This is a genomic window from Desulfobacter hydrogenophilus (assembly GCF_004319545.1).
Classification (GTDB): domain Bacteria; phylum Desulfobacterota; class Desulfobacteria; order Desulfobacterales; family Desulfobacteraceae; genus Desulfobacter; species Desulfobacter hydrogenophilus.
In genome coordinates this window covers 1-21653 of the sequence record NZ_CP036314.1, presented here as the reverse complement: position 1 = coordinate 21653, position 21653 = coordinate 1, and the positions used below count along the sequence as shown (strand labels likewise).

The 21653-nt window shown below is 38.0% G+C and carries 18 protein-coding genes; all 18 read left to right on the top strand.

Going from position 1 to position 21653, the window contains the following annotated elements; all coding sequences use genetic code 11:
- Positions 1–178 precede the first annotated feature (178 nt).
- The 18 genes from EYB58_RS22830 to EYB58_RS22745 all read left to right on the top strand — a co-directional run bounded on the left by EYB58_RS22830 (position 179) and on the right by EYB58_RS22745 (position 21631).
- The gene (locus EYB58_RS22830) at positions 179–451 is read left to right on the top strand and encodes a helix-turn-helix domain-containing protein (RefSeq protein WP_111959134.1); all 273 of its coding nucleotides are present in this window, start codon (positions 179–181) and stop codon (positions 449–451) included.
- Entirely contained in the window at positions 364–3543 is a 3180-nt protein-coding gene (locus tag EYB58_RS22825; RefSeq protein ID WP_111959136.1) for a 7TM diverse intracellular signaling domain-containing protein, read from the top strand. The genes EYB58_RS22830 and EYB58_RS22825 overlap by 88 nt, the downstream gene beginning before the upstream one ends.
- Before the next feature lie 293 nt (positions 3544–3836).
- The gene (locus EYB58_RS22820; protein ID WP_111959138.1) at positions 3837–4586 is read left to right on the top strand and encodes a P-loop NTPase family protein; all 750 of its coding nucleotides are present in this window, start codon (positions 3837–3839) and stop codon (positions 4584–4586) included.
- A 141-nt stretch (positions 4587–4727) separates the two neighbouring features.
- Entirely contained in the window at positions 4728–5141 is a 414-nt protein-coding gene (locus EYB58_RS22815) for a TrbC/VirB2 family type IV secretion system protein (protein WP_242637684.1), read from the top strand.
- Positions 5141–7840: a VirB4 family type IV secretion/conjugal transfer ATPase gene (locus tag EYB58_RS22810; protein ID WP_111959144.1), complete on the top strand. Its 2700-nt coding sequence runs from the start codon at positions 5141–5143 to the stop codon at positions 7838–7840. The genes EYB58_RS22815 and EYB58_RS22810 overlap by 1 nt, the downstream gene beginning before the upstream one ends.
- A 30-nt stretch (positions 7841–7870) precedes the next feature.
- On the top strand, positions 7871–8623 hold the full coding sequence (gene trbJ / locus EYB58_RS22805; protein ID WP_111959146.1) for a P-type conjugative transfer protein TrbJ: 753 nt from the start codon (positions 7871–7873) through the stop codon (positions 8621–8623).
- A gap of 138 nt (positions 8624–8761) precedes the next feature.
- Positions 8762–9838 (top strand): P-type conjugative transfer protein TrbL, encoded by a 1077-nt coding sequence (gene trbL, locus EYB58_RS22800; protein ID WP_111959148.1) that lies wholly within the window; start codon positions 8762–8764, stop codon positions 9836–9838.
- 2 nt (positions 9839–9840) lie between these two features.
- On the top strand, positions 9841–10503 hold the full coding sequence (locus EYB58_RS22795; RefSeq protein ID WP_111959149.1) for a VirB8/TrbF family protein: 663 nt from the start codon (positions 9841–9843) through the stop codon (positions 10501–10503).
- An 18-nt stretch (positions 10504–10521) separates the two neighbouring features.
- On the top strand, positions 10522–11355 hold the full coding sequence (gene trbG, locus EYB58_RS22790) for a P-type conjugative transfer protein TrbG (protein WP_111959151.1): 834 nt from the start codon (positions 10522–10524) through the stop codon (positions 11353–11355).
- 1 nt (position 11356) lies between these two features.
- The gene (locus tag EYB58_RS22785) at positions 11357–11785 is read left to right on the top strand and encodes a conjugal transfer protein TrbH (RefSeq protein WP_111959153.1); all 429 of its coding nucleotides are present in this window, start codon (positions 11357–11359) and stop codon (positions 11783–11785) included.
- Entirely contained in the window at positions 11782–13107 is a 1326-nt protein-coding gene (locus EYB58_RS22780) for a TrbI/VirB10 family protein (RefSeq protein ID WP_111959155.1), read from the top strand. Before EYB58_RS22785 ends, EYB58_RS22780 begins: the two co-directional genes overlap by 4 nt.
- Complete coding sequence (locus EYB58_RS22775) at positions 13108–15270, top strand: DNA topoisomerase III (protein WP_131072146.1); 2163 nt, start codon at positions 13108–13110, stop codon at positions 15268–15270. It begins immediately after the preceding gene.
- A 3-nt stretch (positions 15271–15273) separates the two neighbouring features.
- On the top strand, positions 15274–15471 hold the full coding sequence (locus tag EYB58_RS22770) for a hypothetical protein (RefSeq protein ID WP_111959040.1): 198 nt from the start codon (positions 15274–15276) through the stop codon (positions 15469–15471).
- Entirely contained in the window at positions 15472–17793 is a 2322-nt protein-coding gene (locus EYB58_RS22765; protein ID WP_111959042.1) for an ArdC-like ssDNA-binding domain-containing protein, read from the top strand.
- Entirely contained in the window at positions 17790–19589 is a 1800-nt protein-coding gene (locus EYB58_RS22760) for a type IV secretory system conjugative DNA transfer family protein (RefSeq protein ID WP_111959043.1), read from the top strand. The genes EYB58_RS22765 and EYB58_RS22760 overlap by 4 nt, the downstream gene beginning before the upstream one ends.
- A gap of 2 nt (positions 19590–19591) precedes the next feature.
- The gene (locus EYB58_RS22755) at positions 19592–20029 is read left to right on the top strand and encodes a S26 family signal peptidase (protein ID WP_111959157.1); all 438 of its coding nucleotides are present in this window, start codon (positions 19592–19594) and stop codon (positions 20027–20029) included.
- Positions 20030–20057: 28 nt separating this feature from the next.
- The gene (trbB, locus tag EYB58_RS22750; RefSeq protein ID WP_111959045.1) at positions 20058–20993 is read left to right on the top strand and encodes a P-type conjugative transfer ATPase TrbB; all 936 of its coding nucleotides are present in this window, start codon (positions 20058–20060) and stop codon (positions 20991–20993) included.
- Positions 20990–21631, top strand: a complete 642-nt coding sequence (locus tag EYB58_RS22745; protein WP_111959047.1) for a TrbM/KikA/MpfK family conjugal transfer protein — start codon at positions 20990–20992, stop codon at positions 21629–21631. Before trbB ends, EYB58_RS22745 begins: the two co-directional genes overlap by 4 nt.
- Positions 21632–21653: the final 22 nt, after the last annotated feature.

Here is a 21653-nt window from a genome sequence, read left to right as displayed (position 1 = left end):
TCAATAAATCGTTTTTAAAAAAACAACTAATTTTATCTTGATTTTAAGTTTCAAATTACTCACAATGCAATCTGACTAAGATAAATTATTTAAAATAATATATAATATTATCTAATTTGAAATAATATATTTCAAATTAGATAATAATGGGTTGTTTTTAAAATTTTAAAAGATTACTATGGCCGTGGTTAAAAAGACGATAATGGAAGAACGACAACTTATTGGCAAAGTGATAAAGACACTTCGCCGGGGACAAATAACAGATATAACGCAGAAAGATGTTTCAAACGCTTTAGGTTTTAGCCAACCTGTTTTTCAACAGCGTATTGAGACAGGTCAACGCCATTTAGATGTGGCAGAGTTATGGGAAATTTGCAAATTTTTAAATGTCTCATTCACAGAGGTCGCAGCAAAAATAGAAGAAGCCCTCACCCAAGCGTCAAAAAATTAATCCAATCTAATCCAATCTTATTAATCCTTTTTTTTTATATCATTCTCGCTCCTACCTATGCTTATGCTCAAGCCGCTGGAATCGTCATAACTAAAAGCGGCTATAAGCCAACCCCTATCGGTAAAAAAGTTATGTTTTTTTTAACACCTAAAAATATGACTTTTGATGAAGTTAAAATTTTACCAGAAGAAGCGTTTTCATTATCAAGCCAACCTATTTTGAATTTTGGCTTTAACAATAATAATTGCTGGCTCAAATTTAAAATAAAGAGTGATGCCTTAACCACAGATTATCTTATATCAATCAGTTATGGTCTTCTTGATGAAATCGAATTGTATTATTTCCCGTCGAGTGGACCGGATCACGTGACGAAAATTAAAACTGGTGATTATTTACAACTATCGACACGCCCTATAAAACATAGAAAATTTCTTTTTCCGGTGAACTTTTATGCCGAAACTCAAGTGTATATCAAAGTGAAATCAACGGGGGTGCTAACAATACCTATTAAAATATGGAAACTATATGATTTTATAGAACATGATCGTAAAGTAACTATATTATATTCATTACATTATGGCATGATGTTAATCATCATATTTTATAATTTATTCATTTATTTAGCCACAAAAGATAAAAGATTTGCCATTTATGTCTTACACGTCATATCAACTTTATTTGTGTTATTAGGGCTTAACGGGTTTGTGAATGAGATTTGGCCTAATTCGCCAACCTGGAATAATCAAAGTTTAAGTTTTTTTTTAGGTAGTTATTTTACCTGTCTATTATTATTCACAAGTTCTTTTTTAAAAATAAAGACATTCTATCCAAACTTAAATCAAAAATTAAACATCACAGTACTGATTTTAGGGATATTTACAATAAGTTCTGTTTTTATCCCCTATGTAAAAACAATAAAAATTTATGCTTACATGGGGATAATCATCCCTATTTTTACAATTATACTATCATTGTCTTTGATTAAAAAATTCAAGCCGTCCCTGTATTTTAGTGCCGCTACATTTATGCTGTTAATTGGGACATTGACTGTTGCTTTAATGGATTTTGGATTATTACCGAATAATGCATTCGTTAATATTATCCCACAGGTCGGCATCACAGCAGAAATCCTAATTCTATCAATCGGATTAGCATTAAAAATAAAATATATGAAATCTAAAATTGCCATCCGAAATCAAGAATTAGTAAGGTTAAATAACCTCAAGGATAATTTCTTGGTAACGACAACCCACGAATTAAAAACGCCTCTGCATGGAATTATTGGCCTTGCAGATTCAATCAGATCCGGTGGTTATGGTAAAATTCCCAAAGACGTCCACTCCACGTTGAGTATCATAATAAATAGTGCTCAACGTCTATCAATACTTGTTAATGATATTTTAGATGTGCAACGCCTTGAGTATAAAGACATCAAATTGGAATTGCAGGCGTTTGATCTGAATAAAATTGTTTCTGTTATTGATGTATTATCAAGGCCATTGTTAAAAAATAAGCATGTTCGAATTATAAATAATGTTCCTCCGGAAAAATGTTATGTTTATGCGGATATGAATAGAACATATCAAATAATTCAAAATCTCGTAAGTAACGCCTGTAAATATACATATTCTGGAATAATTGAAATTAGTGCCGAATTACAAGGGTTTAGCACGATTGTTGTCAAAGTAATAGATACCGGCATTGGTGTTACAAAAAGAGATCAAGAAAGAATATTTGAGCCGTTTGAACAAATTAATTCATATAATACAGAAAATAGGGGTACTGGATTAGGACTTAGCATTGCTAAACGGTTGGTAGAATTACAATCCGGTGAAATAACTCTTAAGTCTAAAGAAGGCAAAGGATCTGAATTTAGTTTCACCCTACCTTCGGCCAGCCCGGTCGAACTCGGAAATTATGATGATACTAACCTTATCCGGTATTGCAATGCAGTCACAAATTTTGACGAAAAAAAGAGTCTTCAAAACGATACCCCGCCCGGTTCCAGCCTTATACTTATTGTCGACGATGAACTTATAAATTTAAAAATAATATCAAATTATTTACAAATGAATAATTATGAGGTCCACTCGTGCAGATCCGGAGAAGAAGCTTTGTTGTTTTTAAATAAAAGAAAACCGGATTTAATTATACTTGATATAATGATGCCTGGTGTCAACGGATTTTCCATTTGTGAAAAAGTCCGGAAAAAATACAATCAGCTTGAAGTACCTATAATATTTGTGACAGCAAAAAATCAAGTAACGGATCTCGTTCACGGCTATAGCTTGGGGGCTAATGATTATCTGACAAAACCATTTGTAAAAAATGAATTGCTTGCCAGGGTAAGATGTCAACTATCTATAACCCAAGCAAGGGATAGAATGGTTAAATTGAGAGATTTTGCAAATAAAATTAATCAGTTTAAAAATGTGGATATCCTTATAAAAGAATTATTTTATTATATAGCCGAAGATGAAAAGGTTAATTCAGTGGCAATTTTTCAAAATAGCCGACTTATGAAGTGTACATCTGATAAGCAGGCATATGTCACTAATTTTGAAAAATGGAAAGTTGAAGGTATATTGCCGGATAATTACATCTCTCTTAATCTTGAAGAAATGAGAAACTATCATCTTATGATTGAATTAAAGCCGGAATCCACTCTGCTTGATGCGGAATATTTTAAAAATCTTAAATCCCAAGCTGAAATTATTGTTCAAAACTTTAAACGTCTTATAGGCGATGTATATTTTATAGATGATATTCATATTGTTGCTAATCGGAAAAAATATATAAAATTCATAAAAACTGAAGATGGACAAACGGCTTTATATGAAGATGAAAACGATAGTATTATTTATTTAAAATCGTCATTAAACACGCTGGAATGTTTCTTTAGTGACCTCTTGATTAGAGTTAACCGCTTTTGTTTAATCAATCCTAAAAAAATATTAGGGATAGATAAAAGTTTTGATCAAACCGGCAAAAAACACAAAGTGACAATAAATGTTGATGGTGAAATAATCACGATTTCAGATAATTTATTAAACACCTTTCCACCTGTTTTAATGAAAAAATTTTTGAAATAGAAATTTTTCTCTCCGCATTTCAGCCTATTCTTTTTTTTTACTCCCGCATTTCACGCTAAAAAACACATCACGGTTCATAATTGTAAATATTTAAAATAATAGCATTTTTTTAAAAATGCTTCCGCATTTCACCGGGAAATCTTCATTTTTTAACGAAAATTATTCTCAAAAGAGCCATTTTTTCAGTTAAAAAAGCATATTCTGCTTTACAGGATGTATTTTTTAGATTATTTTTATCTAAAAAATACGTTTTTTAATCTAAAAAGTATATTTTTAAAAAGAAAGGGGATGAAATGGCAGTTGTTAATTTCGTTTTGCAAGGCAAAGGTGGTATCGGTAAAAGCCTCGCATCAAGTCTTTTAAGTCAATACCTACTTGACCGCAGGCAATTGGTGGCTTGTTTTGACACTGATCCCGTCAATACAACTTTCGCGGCTTATGATGAGTTGCAAGCAACCATAGTGGAAATCATGGACGGCGATGTAATAAACAGCCGTTTATTTGATACGCTCATTGAAAAATTAATAGAGCTACCAGATAACGCTTATGCTGTAATCGACAGCGGGGCGAGTACATTTTTCCCTTTAGCGGCTTATTTAGCGGAAAATGATATTGCCCAATTTTTTTCCGATACGGGACATAAATTAGTTTTACATACGCTAATTGCGGGTGGACAGGCTGAAACAGACACTATTCAGGGATTAAATTCACTTTTAAATGCGTTTCCCGGGACACCAATAACAATATGGGTAAATCCTTTTTTCGGACAGATTCTTGAATTCTCAGATACTCACGAACTCGCGAAAAAAAATGAAAAAAATGGTGGAGTGATCATATTCTTACCATCCTACAAAAAAGAAACCTTTGGTCACGACATAGAAACCATCTTGAAATCTCGCCTTACCTTCGACCAAGCTATTAATTCTGAACAAATAAACATAATGGCTAAACAACGTCTTAAAATCGTTTGTAAAGATATTTGGTCTTTATTTGATGAGGCAGGATTGATCAATGAAATCCAAAATACAGGCACAGATAGCTAAAACACACAATATAGCCGTAAGTGAGAACGATCCAATATGGCTTGTCGTTACTGTTTGCGAGTTTATTGCCGAGGAATACCAACAGAAATTGGCAAAAAATGAAACCAATTTCATACAAAGAATGGAGGAAAAAACAAAACCATGTATCAACCGAATGTCTCTAACCATAGCGTTCCTGTTCGGTGTAGTGGTGGGGATGATTATTCAACTATTTTTCAAATGAAAGGACCACAAAAAATGAAAAAGTATTTTCCCTTGATTGTAATGTCATTAATTCTTTTAATCGCTCTTTTCCCTGACTCTGTGTTTGCAGCAACTATAAGCGAATTTGCAACGCCCACAGAAAAATTGATGGAGACTCTACGCGGCCCATGGGCAAAGGCCGTTGCTGTTATTATGATTTTAGCTGCCGCCTTTATGATGTGGTTCAAGAAAGATGACCTCGATGGTATGGCAAAGGGTTTTTTAGTTGTGGTCTGTATCATTTCTGTTCTGACCCTGGCAGAGCCTATTCTTGATACTCTGTTCTCCTTCGGTTCAGGTGCGCTGACTTAATGAGACGCATCTCTATCCATAAATCCCTACATCGGCCCGACCTAACCATGGGTATTGAACGGGATTTGATTTTCCCTATTGGTATTGCCGCTGGTTTATTGATTGTAACTAGCGGCAATCGCCCATGGCAAATATTAATCGGCCTGGTTCTTTGTTTAGTCGGCTTTTCTTATGCCAGAAAAATTAATAAAGCCGAACCGATTTTGACGAAAGTTTTTCGCCAATATATGCGACATAAAAAATTTTATCCCGCGAAAGACAGTCACATTGCACCAGCCAAAAGTATAAATTTTAACGCCATGAATAGAAAAGAAATAGGGTTACAAAGTTTATTGCAATATGCCGTTATGGTCGATAACGGCATATTATTATGTAAAAACGGCTCATTTTTAGTTGGATATGAAGTAACGACCAAGGACACAGATAGTTCTACAGACGCAGAACTTGAAAGTTTTTCAGCCTCTATATCATCCTCACTTAAATATTTAGGTGACGGTTGGATTTTGCATTTTGATTGTATCCGTAGTCCGGAGGATTATTATCCGGAAAAAAATGAAAATTTTTTCTCCGATGAAATCACCCAGGCTATTGATGACGAAAGACGAAAGCATTTTAAAAAGGGGAAGCATTTTAGAACCAGTCACTATCTCTTTATTTCATGGAAACCCGATATATCTACACAAAAACTTAGTTCATTTCTCTATACAGAAGAAAACCAAGAAAAAAAACAAAACACTGATCTTGGTTTTAAAAGTCTAAAGTCATTTCAGAAAACACTTAATGAAATAGAAGATAGGTTGAAATTATCTTTTAAGATCAGTCAATTAAAAGAATTTGAAACCAAGACCGGGGCGTATTCTGAAATATTAGAAATTATTAATTTTATAATTACAGGCGACCGGCACAAAATTAAACTCCCTAAAATTCCTATGTATCTTGATTACCTCCTTGCTAATCAAGACCTAACTGGTGGAATTGTTCCTAAAATCGCAGATAAGTATATCAGCGTAATTGCAATTGATGGGTTCCCGGCTGAAAGTTATCCTATGATGCTTCACAATTTAGATAGCTTGGCGATCCCTTATCGTTTCAATTCGCGATATATCTGTATGGATCAATACTCCGCTTTAAAAGAAATAACAGTTTACCAGAAAACATGGACCCAAAAGATTCTTGGCTTTTTCGATAAGTTTTTTAATAACGCAAAAGCCAAAATAAATAAAGATGCGGTATTGATGACGAAAGATGCAGAAGACGCATATTTAATCAATCAGTCCGGTTTGGTGAGCTTTGGTTATTATTCTGGCAATATTATTCTACTCCATGAAGACAAGGAAATATTACAAAATCAAACAAGAGAAATTAGAAAAAAGGTTTTATCTCAAGGCTTTTCAGCACGAATCGAAACATTAAACGCTTTGGAAGGTTGGTTAGGTTCTCACCCTGGCAACGGATATTCCAATCTCCGGCGCATTCTTTTACATAGCCTTAACCTGGCTGATATCCTCCCCCTCTCAACCATATATGCGGGGTCCAGGCACGCCCCCTGCCCATTTTATCCACCTGATTCACCACCACTTATGTTCGCGGCAACGGATGGCTCAACACCTTTTCGATTAAATTTACATGTAAACGATTTGGGCCATACTTTAATTTTTGGTCCTACAGGCATGGGTAAATCCGTTTTTTTAGCGATGATAGCAGCACAATTCAGGCGTTATAAAGATGCGTGTATTTTTGTGTTTGACAAAGGAATGTCAATGTTTCCATTGGTATCGGCGGCAGGCGGCACCCATTATCATATTGCAGGGGATGACAACCAACTCGCCTTTTGCCCTTTAAAATACATTGATACAGATGCGGAACAAGCTTGGGCCGAAGATTGGATAACCACTTTAAGCACCCTACAGAAAGTTGATGTTAAGCCGGAACACAGAGCCGCTATACATAAAGCTGTAACACAGATCAGAAATTCTCCTGAACAATTTCGCACATTAAGTAACTTGTTTCATTATATTCAGCACCAAGAACTGAAAGAAGCGATTCAGCATTATACAAACCAAGGAGCGATGGGCAAACTTCTTGATGCTCCCACCGATTCTATGACTTTGGAAAAATACACTGTATTTGAAATCGAAGATTTAATGAATCTTGGCGAAGAAAACTTAATCCCGGTGCTTTTATATATTTTTCACAGAATAGAAAAAGCCTTTAAAGGTCAACCAAGCATACTGATTCTGGACGAAGCTTGGATCATGTTAGGACATCCTGTTTTTCGCCAAAAGATACGGGAATGGTTAAAAGTCCTCAGAAAAGCCAATTGTGCGGTTGTCCTTGCCACACAAAGCCTTTCTGATGCCCAAAATTCAGGCCTTGTAGATGTATTATCAGAGAGTTGCCCAACTAAAATATTCTTACCAAATGAAGATGCCAGAAAAGATACTCAAAAAGAATTATATTCCGCCTTGGGCCTTAATTCTGCTCAGCTTCAAATTATTGCCGAAGCTAAACCACAACGGGAATATTATGTAACATCTTCAAATGGTTCCCGTCTGATTAATTTGTCTTTATCTCCTTTCGCTTTATCGTTTGTCGGTGCAAGCGGCAAAGAAGATATAGCCACGATTAAAGAATTAATAAACGAGTATGGCCCATCCTGGCCGGAAGTCTGGTTATCAAAAAGAGGAATTAATTTTTAATCCAACTTTCAAGAAAAGGAACCAACAAAAATGAAAAGCATAAGCGTATCAATCATTTTTTTCTCACTGTTTACTTTTTACTCCAATATTATGGCTGGTATCCCTGTCACCTGCCTTAATTGCTCCAACTTGTTCACGCAAGCACTTGAATATATTAATGAAATTGAACAGTTGTTGGAGGCTATAAAACGATACGAGGAACTTGCCAAGCAAACAGAAAATATGATGAAAAACACTAAAAATTTACCATCTGATCTTAAAGGTAATTTGATGTCTCAATTAGATAGTGCTGTATCAAATGTCGAAAAGTTAAAAACGTATAAAGGTGATATGGACGCTTTATATACTATTTTTACGGACACTTGGCCAGAACTTAAAAATATGAAAGATGGTGATGGAACATTAATGAGCGACCGTATTTTGAAAAGGTCAAGTCAGCTTAAAAGCGCCGTCAAAAAAATGGATAATATTTTACGATCTAATTTCCAACTCTCAGGTAAACAATTGCAGGAAATGCAAGATTCGGGAGACTTTGAAGACTACATGGCCGATCTCCTTTTGTCTAAATCCGGCAGGCAGCAAGCAATTGAAGCAGGCAACCAAATTAATTCTATAGCAGTTAACGAACTAAGGCAAAATAGGGCGTTGCTGGCTAATTTTGTGCAAGCCCAAACCACCGCATTAGCTCAAGAACAACAGGAAAAAAAGGTACTTGAGGCTCAAGAACAACGTGATTTAGAGAAAGGGATTAATCGAACCGGTGTTACGTTACCAGATTTATAACGTCAAAAATCGGGTAACGTAGCGTTCTCGCGATCTATTCCAACAGTATCCGTATTTTCTTGTGGGGTTGGTGAAGGATTATTAGCAAAATCAACATAAAGGTACACGCTAATCGCAATCGCAATGGAGATGGTAAGAATGACTAAACTTTTGAGCATCAGATTTTCTCCTATCAGACTTTTTCTATACTGTCTGATCATAACAACAGTGTTTTTCATTTTCAATGAAAATGTAATTGCCTCAACTGTTGACCAAAAAATCATTGAAAAGATTATTAGTAAATATCATACGTTAGGGTCCACATGGGGAAGTAATATAAAAAGTCATTCCTTGTGGTTGCTAAAAATTATGTTGACCATACAGCTTATTTGGATGGCTTTAAAGCTTGGACTAAAACAAAGCACTCTGCATAACCTGATAGAAGAATTTGTAATTGTAGTGTTCTTTGGGTCGATTTTTTTCTGTTTAATTATATATAGTCAAGATTATTCAGATAAGTTGATTTCTGGAATGTCCTCATTAAGCGTTCAGGTTGCGGGTAGCGGTAGCAACGCAACAGACGTTTTCACCAACTCCCTTAAAATAGCCGATAACATGACTAATCCAATATCAATATTCGGAGCCGTTAAAGCCCCATTAATAGGACTTTGTATCATTGTAACATTGCTTTGCGGTGCCTTTATATATGGCATGTATATTTTAATCGCCTGCGAAGCATGGATTATCCTGAATATAGGTATTTTACTTTTAGGTTTTGGCGGTCTTAAAGCATCAAGAGGTTTTTCAACCAGTTTTCTTAAATACGCCCTTGGTGTAGGCCTTAAAGTTTTTACGATTAAATGTCTTTTTTATGTCTTAGCAATCTTCATGGCTGACATGATTAATTATTATTTCGAAGATTTAAGCGAAGTTTTAGTTATTACAGCTTCATTTTTAATTCTTGCCTTTCTCGTAAAAACCTTACCGGATGCAATGGCTAGGATTGTAACGATTCATAGTGGTAGTAGTGCCGGAGCGATGACCGGCGCAATGATCGCAGGGGCAGGTATGGCAGTAGGCGCAGCATCCATGGGTGCTGGTGCTGCTGCTGGTGCTGCCGGTGGTGGCGGCATAAGTGGTGCTCTTGGTGGAGCCAAAAACGGCCCACTCTCAGCAATTGAAAGAGCACTAAAAAACAACGCAAAAAAAAGAGAATCAAACGAGGGGAATGAATAACAATGACCGCAGAAAATAAAACATTAAAAAATCATTATTTAGCTGGTCGGCAGGCATGGTCTGAAATGTTCGGTTCTTTTATTCAGGAGCGAAACTTATGGCGTAGGGCGGCAATCCTCATCAGTGTTATCGCAATTCTTTTGGCTATTGGTAATATCATGCAATTAACGCAAAATAAGGTTGTTCCATATGTCGTTGAAGTTGACAGGGCGGGGCGTGTTTCTGGTGGCTTGATGGCTAAAAAACTTGAAACCACACAAGAAATAATTCAATACAGTTTAGCTCAATTTATTTCGGCCTGGCGAACAGTCACCGCCGATATTGCATTACAAGAAAAATACCTTCGTCAATCAAGTTTCATGTCTATAGGCGCTGCTAGAAATATTCTCAGCCAATGGTATAGCAAAAATAATCCATATATCACCAGTGAAAAGAAATTAGTCGAAGTCAGAATTCAAGCCTTGCCGCTATATATCAGCGGTGAAACTTGGTTGGTGGAATGGCTTGAAATTGAACGATCACATAAAGGCGTTGAGCGATCCCGCAAAACTTTTCAAGCCAATTTAGTCATAAAACGTAAAATACCAGAAACTCAGGAAGAAATTCTTTGTAATGCTAACGGCATATATATCGCCGAAATAAGTTATAGCCAAAAAATCCAATAAGAAAGGAGTCTCCGCAAAATGAAAAAAATCTTATTTACAATATTATGCCTTTCCATTTTTTTAACAACGAGTCAGGCCGCAGAATTTGTCAGTCCTGTAGGAGCGCGTCTTAGTAAAAAAGAGATAAAAGCGTTAGAGCTACAAAAAAAATGGGAACGCGGAACATTAGAACCAATCACAACACAAAATGGAAAAACTTGTTTCGTTTATGGACAAAGCGTCCCTACGATAGTTGTAGCCCCTTATAGAGCGGCAGATGTAGAGCTACAGCCGGGTGAAATTATTAATGCAATGGTTTTAGGTGATAATGCCCGGTGGATGGCAGAAATAGTCTTTTCCGGATCTGGCGGGATTAGCACTAGCCACGTTGTTTTTAAAACTTTAGATTCAGGAATCCAAACGACTGTTGTAATAACGACTGACCGTCGTGTTTATCATTTGGTTTTAAAATCAGATAAGCGCAAACACATGCTTTACTCTGGTTTTCTTTATCCTCAAGAACATTTGATAATAGCGAATGCCGCCAAAGAAAGAATTAGAACAGAAGATCAAAAAAAAATCACACCCGAAGGCTTCGATATTTCCAAATTAAATTTTAATTACGACATTGTAGGCGATGCCAATTGGAAGCCAGTACAAGTTTTCGACAATGGAATTAAAACCTATATTAAATTGCCTAAAATGCAAGAATTACCAATGTTCCTGGTAAAAACGGATGCCGGGGAGGGTCTTGTTAATTATCGGGTAAAGAATAATTGTTTCATCGTTGATCTACTTTTTGATGAGGGCTATCTCGTCATCGGTGTTGGGAAGCATAAAGAGCGAATAACTCTTAAAAGATTGGGGGTGTAAAATGAGAGTTATAAAAATCCCCATTTTTTTATTTGTGGTTTTAACTTTAATGGGCTGTGTCTCTACCACCCCAAAAAAAGAGTCTTGGGTCCTAAAATCAAAAGAAAATAATCCTGCTCCATGTTGTGATGTAATTATAGATCGCCTTGTATTGGAATATCCCCCAGCCCAAACAACCCTTCACCTTTCAAAAAGCGAAAATCTTGATTTCGATAAACTTCTTGAAAGTAAAGCGCGAAAAGCTGGTTATAAAATCAGTCAAAGGAGAGAATCAGTAAAAATAAGCTATATCATCGACATGATGGATGAACATATAGGGTATATCCATCTTAAAAGCAGTAAAGGTCTTGTTTTTAATCAAATGTTTAGACTGCCTAATTACCTTTTGTATGGCAATTATACTAAACAAATCAGCGAGGTTAAAAAATGACTGCGCCAAAGGGATTAAAAAGACCTGGTGTTATGACTACTGTTTTAAGTAAAAAACCCATTTTTCTTATGATGGGACTTATTTTTGTTATTGTTATGTTATTAGTCTTTTCCATTTTTGACGACGGTGGAGATAGAAACAAAAACAAAAATCAAAAAACGCTATTAATTAAACCAGGACAGGCATCAACAACCACAGATGAAGAAGGTTTAAATCTACCAAAACCACCAAAAGGGAAAGGCGTTGTCCAGGAGGATGGATCAAAAGAGAGTGAAGATCCCCCCCAAAAAAAATCAGATAGAGAGCCTATTCATGTTATAGCGGCTTCAAAACCCCAAAAAAAATCTAAAGCCGCCTTTAACAAACTTATCGAAAAACAAAAATTAGAAGCAATGCAATATCGGTTTGAATTAAAGAGATCTGCTTTAACATCTCCATTAATCAAATATCAAAAAGACACGCCGATTTTTACCTCAACTGATTTTACAATATCAAATAGTTCATCCCGCCTGGGTGCATTAAAACAGGAATTAGCGCAAGCGAAATCAAGCTTAAACAAATTGAATCAAAATGGCCTTACGAAGAAGAATGGAACAGCCACGTTTCTTGGGTCATCTCGTGGCAAAACTTCTCTTACCCTTTCTGCCCTGCAATCTAATACTGAAAGTGATGGGTCCAATGATGATGGTGGGGGAGAATGGGATAACGGTTATATGATGGACCAAGAGACCAATGCTTTGTCAATTAAAACAGGTTCTATTCTTCCCTCAGTGTTAATTACAGGCATAAATTCTACTTTAGCAGGCTATATAAGCTGTCAAATTAGCCAGAACGTATGGGATACCGCAACCGGTGATAATCTCCTGATTCCTCAAGGTACAAAAGTTTTTGGTCAGTACCAAAACCAAGTCTTGATGGGACAGGAAAGGTTATTTGTAGTCTGGAAACGATTAATATTTCCAGATGGTAGAACAATGACGTTAAACGATATGCCGGGAGCAGATCAGCTTGGATATTCGGGCTTAAAAGATCAGGTAGATAATCATTATTTGCGAATTTATGGTCATGCTCTCCTTATGAGCATAGTAACCGGCACCACGGCATTTGCAATAGATTCTTTAAATAAAGACACCAGCGATTCGACAACTTTCAGCGAATCTATGGGATCTGCTGTAGCTGAACAGATGGGCCAAACTACCATGAGCCTGCTTTCCAAACACATGAATATGTCACCAACTTTGAATATCCGGCCTGGGTATCGACTAAACGTTGTCGTCGTTAAAGATTTAAATTTTACCGAACCTTACGAAGGGAAATTGTAGATGAAACTTTACATTGCAGAAAAACCGTCACTCGGCAGAGAAATTGCTCAAAGCCTCGGCATAACAAAAAAATCCGGCTCTTTTATAGAATGTGGGCAAGATACAGTCACCTGGTGTTTTGGGCATATGTTTGAATTATGGAACCCTCAAGATTACGGCGAACAGTTCCAAAAATGGTCTTTTGATAATTTACCAATATTGCCCCAGGATTATCAAAGGAAACCCATTTCTAAAACTAAAGGCCAAATAGCAACAATTAAAAAATTACTCAAAAATACTGATACCGTTGTTAATGCCGGTGATCCAGACAGAGAAGGGCAGCTTTTAATTGACGAAGTGCTTGAAGAATTGGCATGGAGCGGTCCCACGGAAAGGATATGGATAACGGCATTAAATAGCAAAGCACTTAAACACGCCTTGGCCGCACCTATGCCAAACGCTGATTATAAAGGCTTGCGGGATTCTGCTTATAGCCGAAGTGTCGCTGATTGGGTTGTGGGAATGAATCTAACGAGGGCTTTTACTTTACTTGCTCAAAAGGCCGGGCATCAAGGCGTTTTTTCTGTGGGGCGGGTCCAAACCCCTACCATTGCTCTTGTGGTAAACCGGGATGCTGAAATAGCTAATTTTAAACCCGTTGATTATCATGTGCTTACAGCAACATTTAAATCTGAGGCAGGCATTTATGATGCCACCTGGCAAGTACCGGAAAATTTGGCAGACTTTAATAAACGGTGCCTTGATAAATCCGTTGCTGAACAAATTGCCGGAAAAATTGAGGGACAAAAAGGAATCGTCCGGAAAGCGGAAAAAACCAGAAAAAAAAAAGAAGTTGAACTTCCTTTTTCGCTTTCTGCCCTACAAACGTATTGCTCCAAACGATGGGGAATGGCGGCAAAGAAGGTGCTTGAAATAGCCCAAGCTCTTTACGAAAAACACAAAGCCACGACATATCCTCGGACAGATTGCCGGTATCTTGCAAGCGGGGCTTTTTCCGAAGTCCAAGAAACATTAAAAGCCATTGTGGTAGCAGATAACAGCCTTGAAAAATTCATGGAAGCTTGCAAGGTAGACGCAGTTCCCAGGTGCTTTAATGATAAAAAAATAACCGCTCATACTGCGATTGTTCCCACCACCGAAGCACCAAATATTAACGGCATGAATGACGATGAATTAAAGGTTTATGACGCGATCCGCAGGCGGTATATCGCCCAATTCATGGCCGCTTATGAATTTGATTCCACGACTATCATAACGGAATGTTGTGAAGAATTTTTTAAAACAACCGGCACCACCCCTGTTATTTGGGGATGGAAAGAAATTCTTTTTGACGATGAAAGCAAAAATAAAGACCAAACTTCCGAATTGCCCACCGTTAAAGAAAGTGACCCGGTGAATTGTGAAAAAACCGGTGTAACAACTAAGCAGACCAGACCCCCAGCAGCTTACACCGAAGGCACCTTGATTGCTGATATGGAAAATATAGCCAAATATGTTGAAGATAAAGAAGCAAAAAAAATACTTAAATCGGAAACAGTAAAAGGCATAGGCACAGAGGCAACCAGGGCTGCCATCATAGACGGTTTAAAATTTCGGGGTTATCTCGTTGTATCAGGGAAAAATATCATTTCATCTGACAAGGCCAAAGAAGCGTTAACGGTACTGCCTGAATCTATTTCTAATCCTGTCACTACGGCAGATTGGGAATTTGCATTAAATGAAATTGCATCTAATAACGGGAACCCTGAAAAATTTCAGGCAGATATCGCCGCCTGGGTGAAAGCGGAAATTGATCATATTAAAGGCGGGACCGTACAAAATTTTAAAGAAAAGCCAGGGTTTGCCTGCCCTAATTGCAATAAACAATTACGTCAGCGTAAAGGTAAAAACGGCGTATTTTGGGGCTGTTCCGGGTATCCAGAATGCACAACAACCTATCCGGATAAAAAAGGGAAGCCAGATTTAACCCCAAAAAAAGAAAAACCAGCGGCTTTGTCAAAATTTAGTTGTCAGGGCTGTGGAAAGCCGTTGATCCGCAGGGCGGCAAAGAAAAAAGATAAGAGAGGTAAGACACAATATTGGTGGGGATGTTCAGGCTTTCCAGGTTGCCGGGAAACATATTTTGATACTAATGGAAAACCCAAATTTAAGGAGGATATTTAAAAAATGGGCCAAAACGAAATGAAAGAATATGCCAATCAACGAGGAATGACTTTAGCTGAATATAAAAAATGGCTGGATCTTCAACTTGAATTTTTTGATTTTGACTCTGCGGAAAATTCCCCTGATGTAGCCAAACACATAGCCGCTGTTTACGGATTTGAGCAAGCCCCCCCTGAATTTTTTTTAGATGGGGAGGCTTAAATGGGTAGATATCAGGATAAATTAAATGAATTTGGCAAAGAAGTTCTTAAAGCCATTAAAAGCGGTAAAGCCCCGTGGCAAAAACCATGGAAAGAAGGAGAGCTTCTTGAAATCCCTAAAAACGTAACCACAAATAACGGTTATAAGGGGGTGAATCTCATTAATCTTGCATTGAGTGGGTATAATGATCCCCGATGGTTGACGTTTAACCAGGCAAAAAAATTAAATTGCAAAGTCCGGAAAGGTGAAAAATCGCGTGCTGGTTTTTATTATTCGCCCACTCGCCTGGAAGAAGAACTTGTGAACGGAAAACCTGTCCTTGACGAAAATGGCAAAGAAAAATTGGTGTCTGTTGATAAGCCTGTTTTCAAATCCTTTTCATTGTTTAATGCAACTCAAGTGGAGGGCATGGAGCCATACAAACAGCCTGTGCCGTCCTGGGCGCCGGAAGAAAAAGCGGAAAAAATATTAAAAGCGTCTGGCATGCCAATTATAGAGAGTCAGCTTGACCGGGCATTTTATCGTTCGTCAACTCATATCATTGAAACTCCTACCAAAGCACAGTTTAGTAACAAATCAAAGTATTATTCAACTGCTTTCCATGAATTGGCCCATGCGACAGGACACCATACTATGTTGGATCGGGACAAAGATATTACAAGTAAGGAAGGCAGGGCAAAAGAAGAATTACGGGCTGAAATTTCGACCTGGCTTATCTGTTCTCAAATTGGCCTTGGGTATGATCCTGCAGAGCAGGAGAACAACGTAAATTATGTTGCCGGATGGTTATCTGCATTGGGCGATAAAGATCGGGCCAAAGAATTAGGCTTTGCGATGAAAGACGCTGAAAAAATTGCAGATTATATACTTAGTATGGATAAGGAGCGGTCAATCGACAACAATGTAGTGGCAGGATCAGCGGAACAGACTTTAACAGATTTGGCTAAGGATGAGTTGACCAAAAAAGACATGACCCACGTTCTTGCTGACATTCGATCTTATGCGAAACAGTCAGGTATTAAAATTGATCAGGGTGAAGATCAAAAATTGAGTCAATCATACAAGGCCGGATTTCTGTCCGGAGCGAATTTGGTAAATCCAATGGATTCAACGGATAATTCCCTAGCTTGGAATATCGGTTTTAAAGATGGTTTGGGTGAGTCAGAACGCCTTGAAAAGAAAGCTAACCAGCCGACAATTAAAGAAAAATCTCACAATGTAACACAAAAAATTTATATCAATGTTCCTTATGCCGAAAAAAATGAAGCCAAAGACCTGGGGGCAAAATGGGATACGAATCAAAAATCTTGGTTCATTGGACCCGATGCCGATAAGCAACTTTTCCAGAAGTGGTTAGGACCTCAAGAAAAAAAAGGTGTTGATATGCAAAAAGTTTTTGATCAATTTCGGGAAAATGCTTCCCGAATAGGTGCTTTGATTGATAATCCAATTGCCGATGGGAAAAAACATCGGGTCCAGGTAGAAGGTGATACAAATAAAAAAAAATCCGGTGAATATGTTCTTCATCCAGACGGCAGGCCTGCCGGACAGATCAAAAATTTTAGAACCGATGAATTTATTAAGTTTAAATTTGAGGGTCATGTCGATATCCAACTGGATCAGGCCTTTAAAAAAGCAGATGAATTAATTAAAGATCGTCAGGAAGGCTTTGAAAAGGCCGCTAAAACCGCTTTTGGAATTTATGTCAACGCCGAAAAAACAACAGATCACCCTTACCTTTCTGCAAAAGGTGTCAATGGCGGGAAAGAATACAGACAAGATAAAAGTGGAAGGCTTATCATACCAGCCGTTAATCCAAAAACAAAAAAAATTGAAACGCTTCAATTCATTAATTCGGATGGTTCTAAACAATTTCTTTCAGGTGGCAAGAAAACGGGCAACTGTCATATCCTGGGAGAGTTAGACGAAAACAAGCCTGTTCTTCTTGCCGAAGGTTATTCGACAGGTAAAACGCTGCACGATATAAGCAACCTCCCGGCTGTCGTTTGTTTCGATGCCAACAACCTTGAAAATGTTGCTAAACAAATCAGAGAGTTGATGCCGTCTGCTGATTTATATTTTTGTGCGGACAATGATCATGCCCTTAAAAACAATGTTGGTGTTGAAAAAGCAGAAAAAGCCGCCAAAGCGGTGGGTGGTGAAGTGATTATTCCCAAATTTTCTGAGGCGAGCATACGGCAGGGGATGACAGATTTTAATGATCTCTCAAAGTGTAAGATGGGTAAAAGCCGCATTGAAAGGCAACTTCAATCAAAAATTCCGTTTTTGGCGAAAGATAAGGGACAGGAGATCGGAAGATGAAAGCAAAATACGGTCTTAGGCAGGCAACCGTGGAGAGAAATGTTTTTTCCTGGCTTTTTCCTTTGGGGTTTATTTCTTGGGCTATAGTCTGCATGAGCTATGCTACGCAAACCATAGCGAACGCATATAAATATGATCCCCGGTTAGGCTCTCCGATATTTAGGCACTTTTATTGGCCCTGGAAAGTCTTTGAATGGCAATCATTATTAACAAAACCCGTGTCCAACAAGGTGGATATAATTTTAGGTGTATTTGGCCTTGTTTCTGCTGCTTTTTTTATTTTTTTGCTTAAAAAGAAACCCAAGGCCAATACTAAATTGCACGGCACCGCAACCTGGGCAGAACAAAAAGAACTTAAAGATATGGGTTTGGAAGAAGATGAAGGCGTTTATGTCGGTGGTTTCCCCGTTAAGAATGGCACAAAATATTTAATCCATAACGGCCCTGAACATATATTAGCGTTTGCTCCAACTAGAAGCGGTAAAGGCGTTGGGCTTGTTATCCCAAGTTTGTTGATATGGAAGGGATCAAGCATAACTCTTGATATAAAAGGAGAAAATTACGCTTTAACTGCTGGATATAAGGCGAAAATAGGACATAAAACTTTGCGGTTTGATCCGGCAGATGAAAGCCATTCTTCTGCCCGGTGGAATCCTTTGTCTGAAATTAGGCTATCCGGCAGCCAAGCTATCGCGGATACCCAAAATATTGCCCAAATGATTTGTGATCCTGATGGCAAGGGAATGAAAGATTATTTCACTCAGGCCGGGTATGCTTTTTTAACCGGATTAATTTTACATACAATTGTTGTTAAAAGGAATGCTGCCCTATCCGATGTTGTGGCTGAAATAACGAAAAGTGATAACGACGGCGATATAAAAAATTTACTCTATGCAATTATGGACGAGGACCACAAAAATATTTTAATGCAACGGTTCCCGACGATGGACAACAGCTATGCCGAAAATATCAAAAATTCAATTGATAGTTATGCCGGGGAAGCTGTGATTAAAGCTGATAGAGAATTATCCGGCGTTGTTTCTACAGCTATAACCAACTTATCATTATATCGTGACCCAACCGTGGCTAAAAACACATCAGTATCAGATTTTGCAATATCTGATCTTATGGGATCTGAGCAGCCAGTAGATTTATATTTGGTGGTGTCTGTCGCAAATCTGGATAGATTAAGACCCTTGCTTCGTGTCTTTTTTAATTTAGCTTTGCGTAAAATGACCGAAAAATTGGAGTTCAAAGAGGGAAAAGCCGTCGCCCATTATAAACATCGGCTATTACTCATGCTGGACGAGTTCACCAGCCTGGGTAAGTTGGAAATCATAGAGAAAGCCTTGGCATTTATGGCCGGTTACGGCATTAAGGCTTACGTCATTGTTCAAGATTTATCCCAACTACACAAAGAATACACGAAGGAAGAATCAATCACATCAAACTGTCATGTCAGGCTTGCCTATGCACCTAACAAGCCAGAAACAGCGAGGCTTTTGTCTGAAATGACCGGAAAAACAACGGTTGTGGATAAAAAGATAAGTGTATCCGGCGACCGAATTGGCAGCATGAGAAATGCCTCTATACAAATGAATGAAGTCGCCCGCCCATTATTAACTCCGGATGAATGTTCAAGGCTAAAAGCCCCCTTAAAAGATGGGAATAAGAACATTATTGCCCCTGGTGATATGTTAATTTTCGTCGCCGGGCATAATCCAATTTATGGTCAACAAATGTTGTTTTTTGAAGATGAAGAATTGTTAAAAAGAACCAAAATTGAGGCAGCATGACTATGAAACACTTGTTATTTGTAATTAGCCTGACAGCCATAGTGATCCTGTTTATATCTAACTATTGTTATATAAACGCAACGGCAAGCTTGCCAGTTGGTTTATATTTAAAAACAAATCAGCCTATAAAAATAGGGTCTATTGTAGTTTTTTATCCGGACCTTAATGAAAATCCTTTTGCCGCGAAATATGTTTCCCCTGGTATTCCATTAATGAAAAGAGTTGCTTTTCTATCAGGTCAGACATTCCACTTGCCGCCGGCGTCTAATATCGACAGTAAAGGCCGAACGATTACACCTTTTTCTCCGAAAACAGGCATAGTGCCTTCTGAGCAATTAGTTGTGGTCGGCAATACAAAATATTCGTTGGATAGTCGGTATCTTGGGTTTATCCCCCAATCGTCAATAATTGATACAGTCTCCCCGCTTTTTGTTTTCTAAGAAAAGATTAGAAAGGAAAGGAATGGAAATGAGCGTTGTTTTAGATAGTTTGAAGCATAATTTAGGTCCCATTGTTACCCAGGCCCTGGATGATGATAACGTAATTGAGGTTATGCTCAACCCTGACGGCAAATTATGGCTTGATACGTTTGACAAGGGAATGATTGAAGTATCCGCCATTCCTGCATCATCCGCCTCCGGAATACTAAGCCAAGTTGCATCTATGCTTGGTATTATCGTTACAAAGGATTCCCCCGTTGTTGAAGGGGAGTTGCCTATAGACGGTAGCAGATTTGAAGGATTATTCCCTCCAATTGTGGAAAATCCCACGTTCACGATACGCAAAAAGGCGATCAATATATTTACCCTGGATAATTACGTGCGATCCGGAATCATGTCACCGGATCAGCAACAAATGATCTGCGATGCCGTTGCAAACAAAAAAAATATCCTGGTGGTGGGAGGAACAGGTTCCGGAAAAACGACCCTGACAAATGCGATCCTTGCAGAATTGGTAAATATTGCAGGCGATGAACGTCTTGTCATTATTGAAGACACCAACGAATTACAATGCTTGTCAAGAAATAAGGTGATGCTGCGTACAAACCTGAACACCAATATGCGGCAACTTCTTAAAGCCACTATGAGGCTTCGACCGGACAGAATCATTGTTGGTGAAGTTAGAGGCGGTGAAGCCCTTGATCTGTTAAAGGCGTGGAATACCGGTCATCCTGGTGGAGTGTGCACCGTTCATGCCAATTCTTGTGCCGGGGGGTTGGTTCGGTTGCAGCAGTTGATTGCCGAAGTTGTGCCGAATCCCATGGATGATTTAATCCAAGAGGCGGTTGATCTGGTGATTTTCATCAAACGGACCAAAGAAGGACGAAAAATTGAGGACATAGCCGAAATAGGAAACGATTCCGGATTTCAAGCGGAAACACAAAAATTAAGGATTTTAAAATGAAAAATTTTTCAGCAATAAATATAATTTTCTTTGCCTGTATATTGTTTTTAAGTGGAACGTCTCTTTCATGGGGAGATGACGATTTAACGAACGAAGAAAAATTGGCTTGTGAATCCATCTTGTGTTTATCTTCGGGGGATCGTCCACCAGAGTGTAACCCATCCTTAAAGCGTTTTTTTGGAATTGATGAAAAAGATGATAGAAAAAAGTTCTTAAAAAAATGTCCGGATTCAGATGCAGACGGTATGCCTAAATTAATTAATGCCCTCGTTAATTACAATTGCTCTGCTTGTACCGTGGAAAAATTAAATAAACGGTTTGTTGAGGTAAGATTTACAACAGGTCGTCGTAGAAGCATTAAAGATTCCAGTTATTCTTATACTACGATCCGTGCCGTTGATCCGGAGATGCCATCATATTGTGGACAATATTATGCCGCCCTTAGAGGTAATGACTATACAGCATATTCAACATATGCTGATTTTCAACCCGTTTACGGCGATTATGCTTTAGGTGCAAGACGTGAAGACGATGAAGGCAAAGCCTATTATATTGTTAATACAAGAGGCATGAGTTCACAAGAAAAACAACAGGCCATAACCGCAATACAAAATAATCATTGGGAATGGCTTGAATAGCGAAGTTTAGTTATCTGTTAAT

Excerpts from the sequence above, each read along its gene's own strand:
- EYB58_RS22830 (WP_111959134.1), top strand. The coding sequence starts at position 179 with ATGGCCGTGGTTAAAAAGACGATAATGGAAGAACGACAACTTATTGGC.
- EYB58_RS22825 (WP_111959136.1), top strand. The coding sequence starts at position 364 with ATGGGAAATTTGCAAATTTTTAAATGTCTCATTCACAGAGGTCGCAGC.
- EYB58_RS22820 (WP_111959138.1), top strand. The coding sequence starts at position 3,837 with ATGGCAGTTGTTAATTTCGTTTTGCAAGGCAAAGGTGGTATCGGTAAA.
- EYB58_RS22815 (WP_242637684.1), top strand. The coding sequence starts at position 4,728 with ATGTATCAACCGAATGTCTCTAACCATAGCGTTCCTGTTCGGTGTAGT.
- EYB58_RS22810 (WP_111959144.1), top strand. The coding sequence starts at position 5,141 with ATGAGACGCATCTCTATCCATAAATCCCTACATCGGCCCGACCTAACC.
- trbJ (WP_111959146.1), top strand. The coding sequence starts at position 7,871 with ATGAAAAGCATAAGCGTATCAATCATTTTTTTCTCACTGTTTACTTTT.
- trbL (WP_111959148.1), top strand. The coding sequence starts at position 8,762 with ATGACTAAACTTTTGAGCATCAGATTTTCTCCTATCAGACTTTTTCTA.
- EYB58_RS22795 (WP_111959149.1), top strand. The coding sequence starts at position 9,841 with ATGACCGCAGAAAATAAAACATTAAAAAATCATTATTTAGCTGGTCGG.
- trbG (WP_111959151.1), top strand. The coding sequence starts at position 10,522 with ATGAAAAAAATCTTATTTACAATATTATGCCTTTCCATTTTTTTAACA.
- EYB58_RS22785 (WP_111959153.1), top strand. The coding sequence starts at position 11,357 with ATGAGAGTTATAAAAATCCCCATTTTTTTATTTGTGGTTTTAACTTTA.
- EYB58_RS22780 (WP_111959155.1), top strand. The coding sequence starts at position 11,782 with ATGACTGCGCCAAAGGGATTAAAAAGACCTGGTGTTATGACTACTGTT.
- EYB58_RS22775 (WP_131072146.1), top strand. The coding sequence starts at position 13,108 with ATGAAACTTTACATTGCAGAAAAACCGTCACTCGGCAGAGAAATTGCT.
- EYB58_RS22770 (WP_111959040.1), top strand. The coding sequence starts at position 15,274 with ATGGGCCAAAACGAAATGAAAGAATATGCCAATCAACGAGGAATGACT.
- EYB58_RS22765 (WP_111959042.1), top strand. The coding sequence starts at position 15,472 with ATGGGTAGATATCAGGATAAATTAAATGAATTTGGCAAAGAAGTTCTT.
- EYB58_RS22760 (WP_111959043.1), top strand. The coding sequence starts at position 17,790 with ATGAAAGCAAAATACGGTCTTAGGCAGGCAACCGTGGAGAGAAATGTT.
- EYB58_RS22755 (WP_111959157.1), top strand. The coding sequence starts at position 19,592 with ATGAAACACTTGTTATTTGTAATTAGCCTGACAGCCATAGTGATCCTG.
- trbB (WP_111959045.1), top strand. The coding sequence starts at position 20,058 with ATGAGCGTTGTTTTAGATAGTTTGAAGCATAATTTAGGTCCCATTGTT.
- EYB58_RS22745 (WP_111959047.1), top strand. The coding sequence starts at position 20,990 with ATGAAAAATTTTTCAGCAATAAATATAATTTTCTTTGCCTGTATATTG.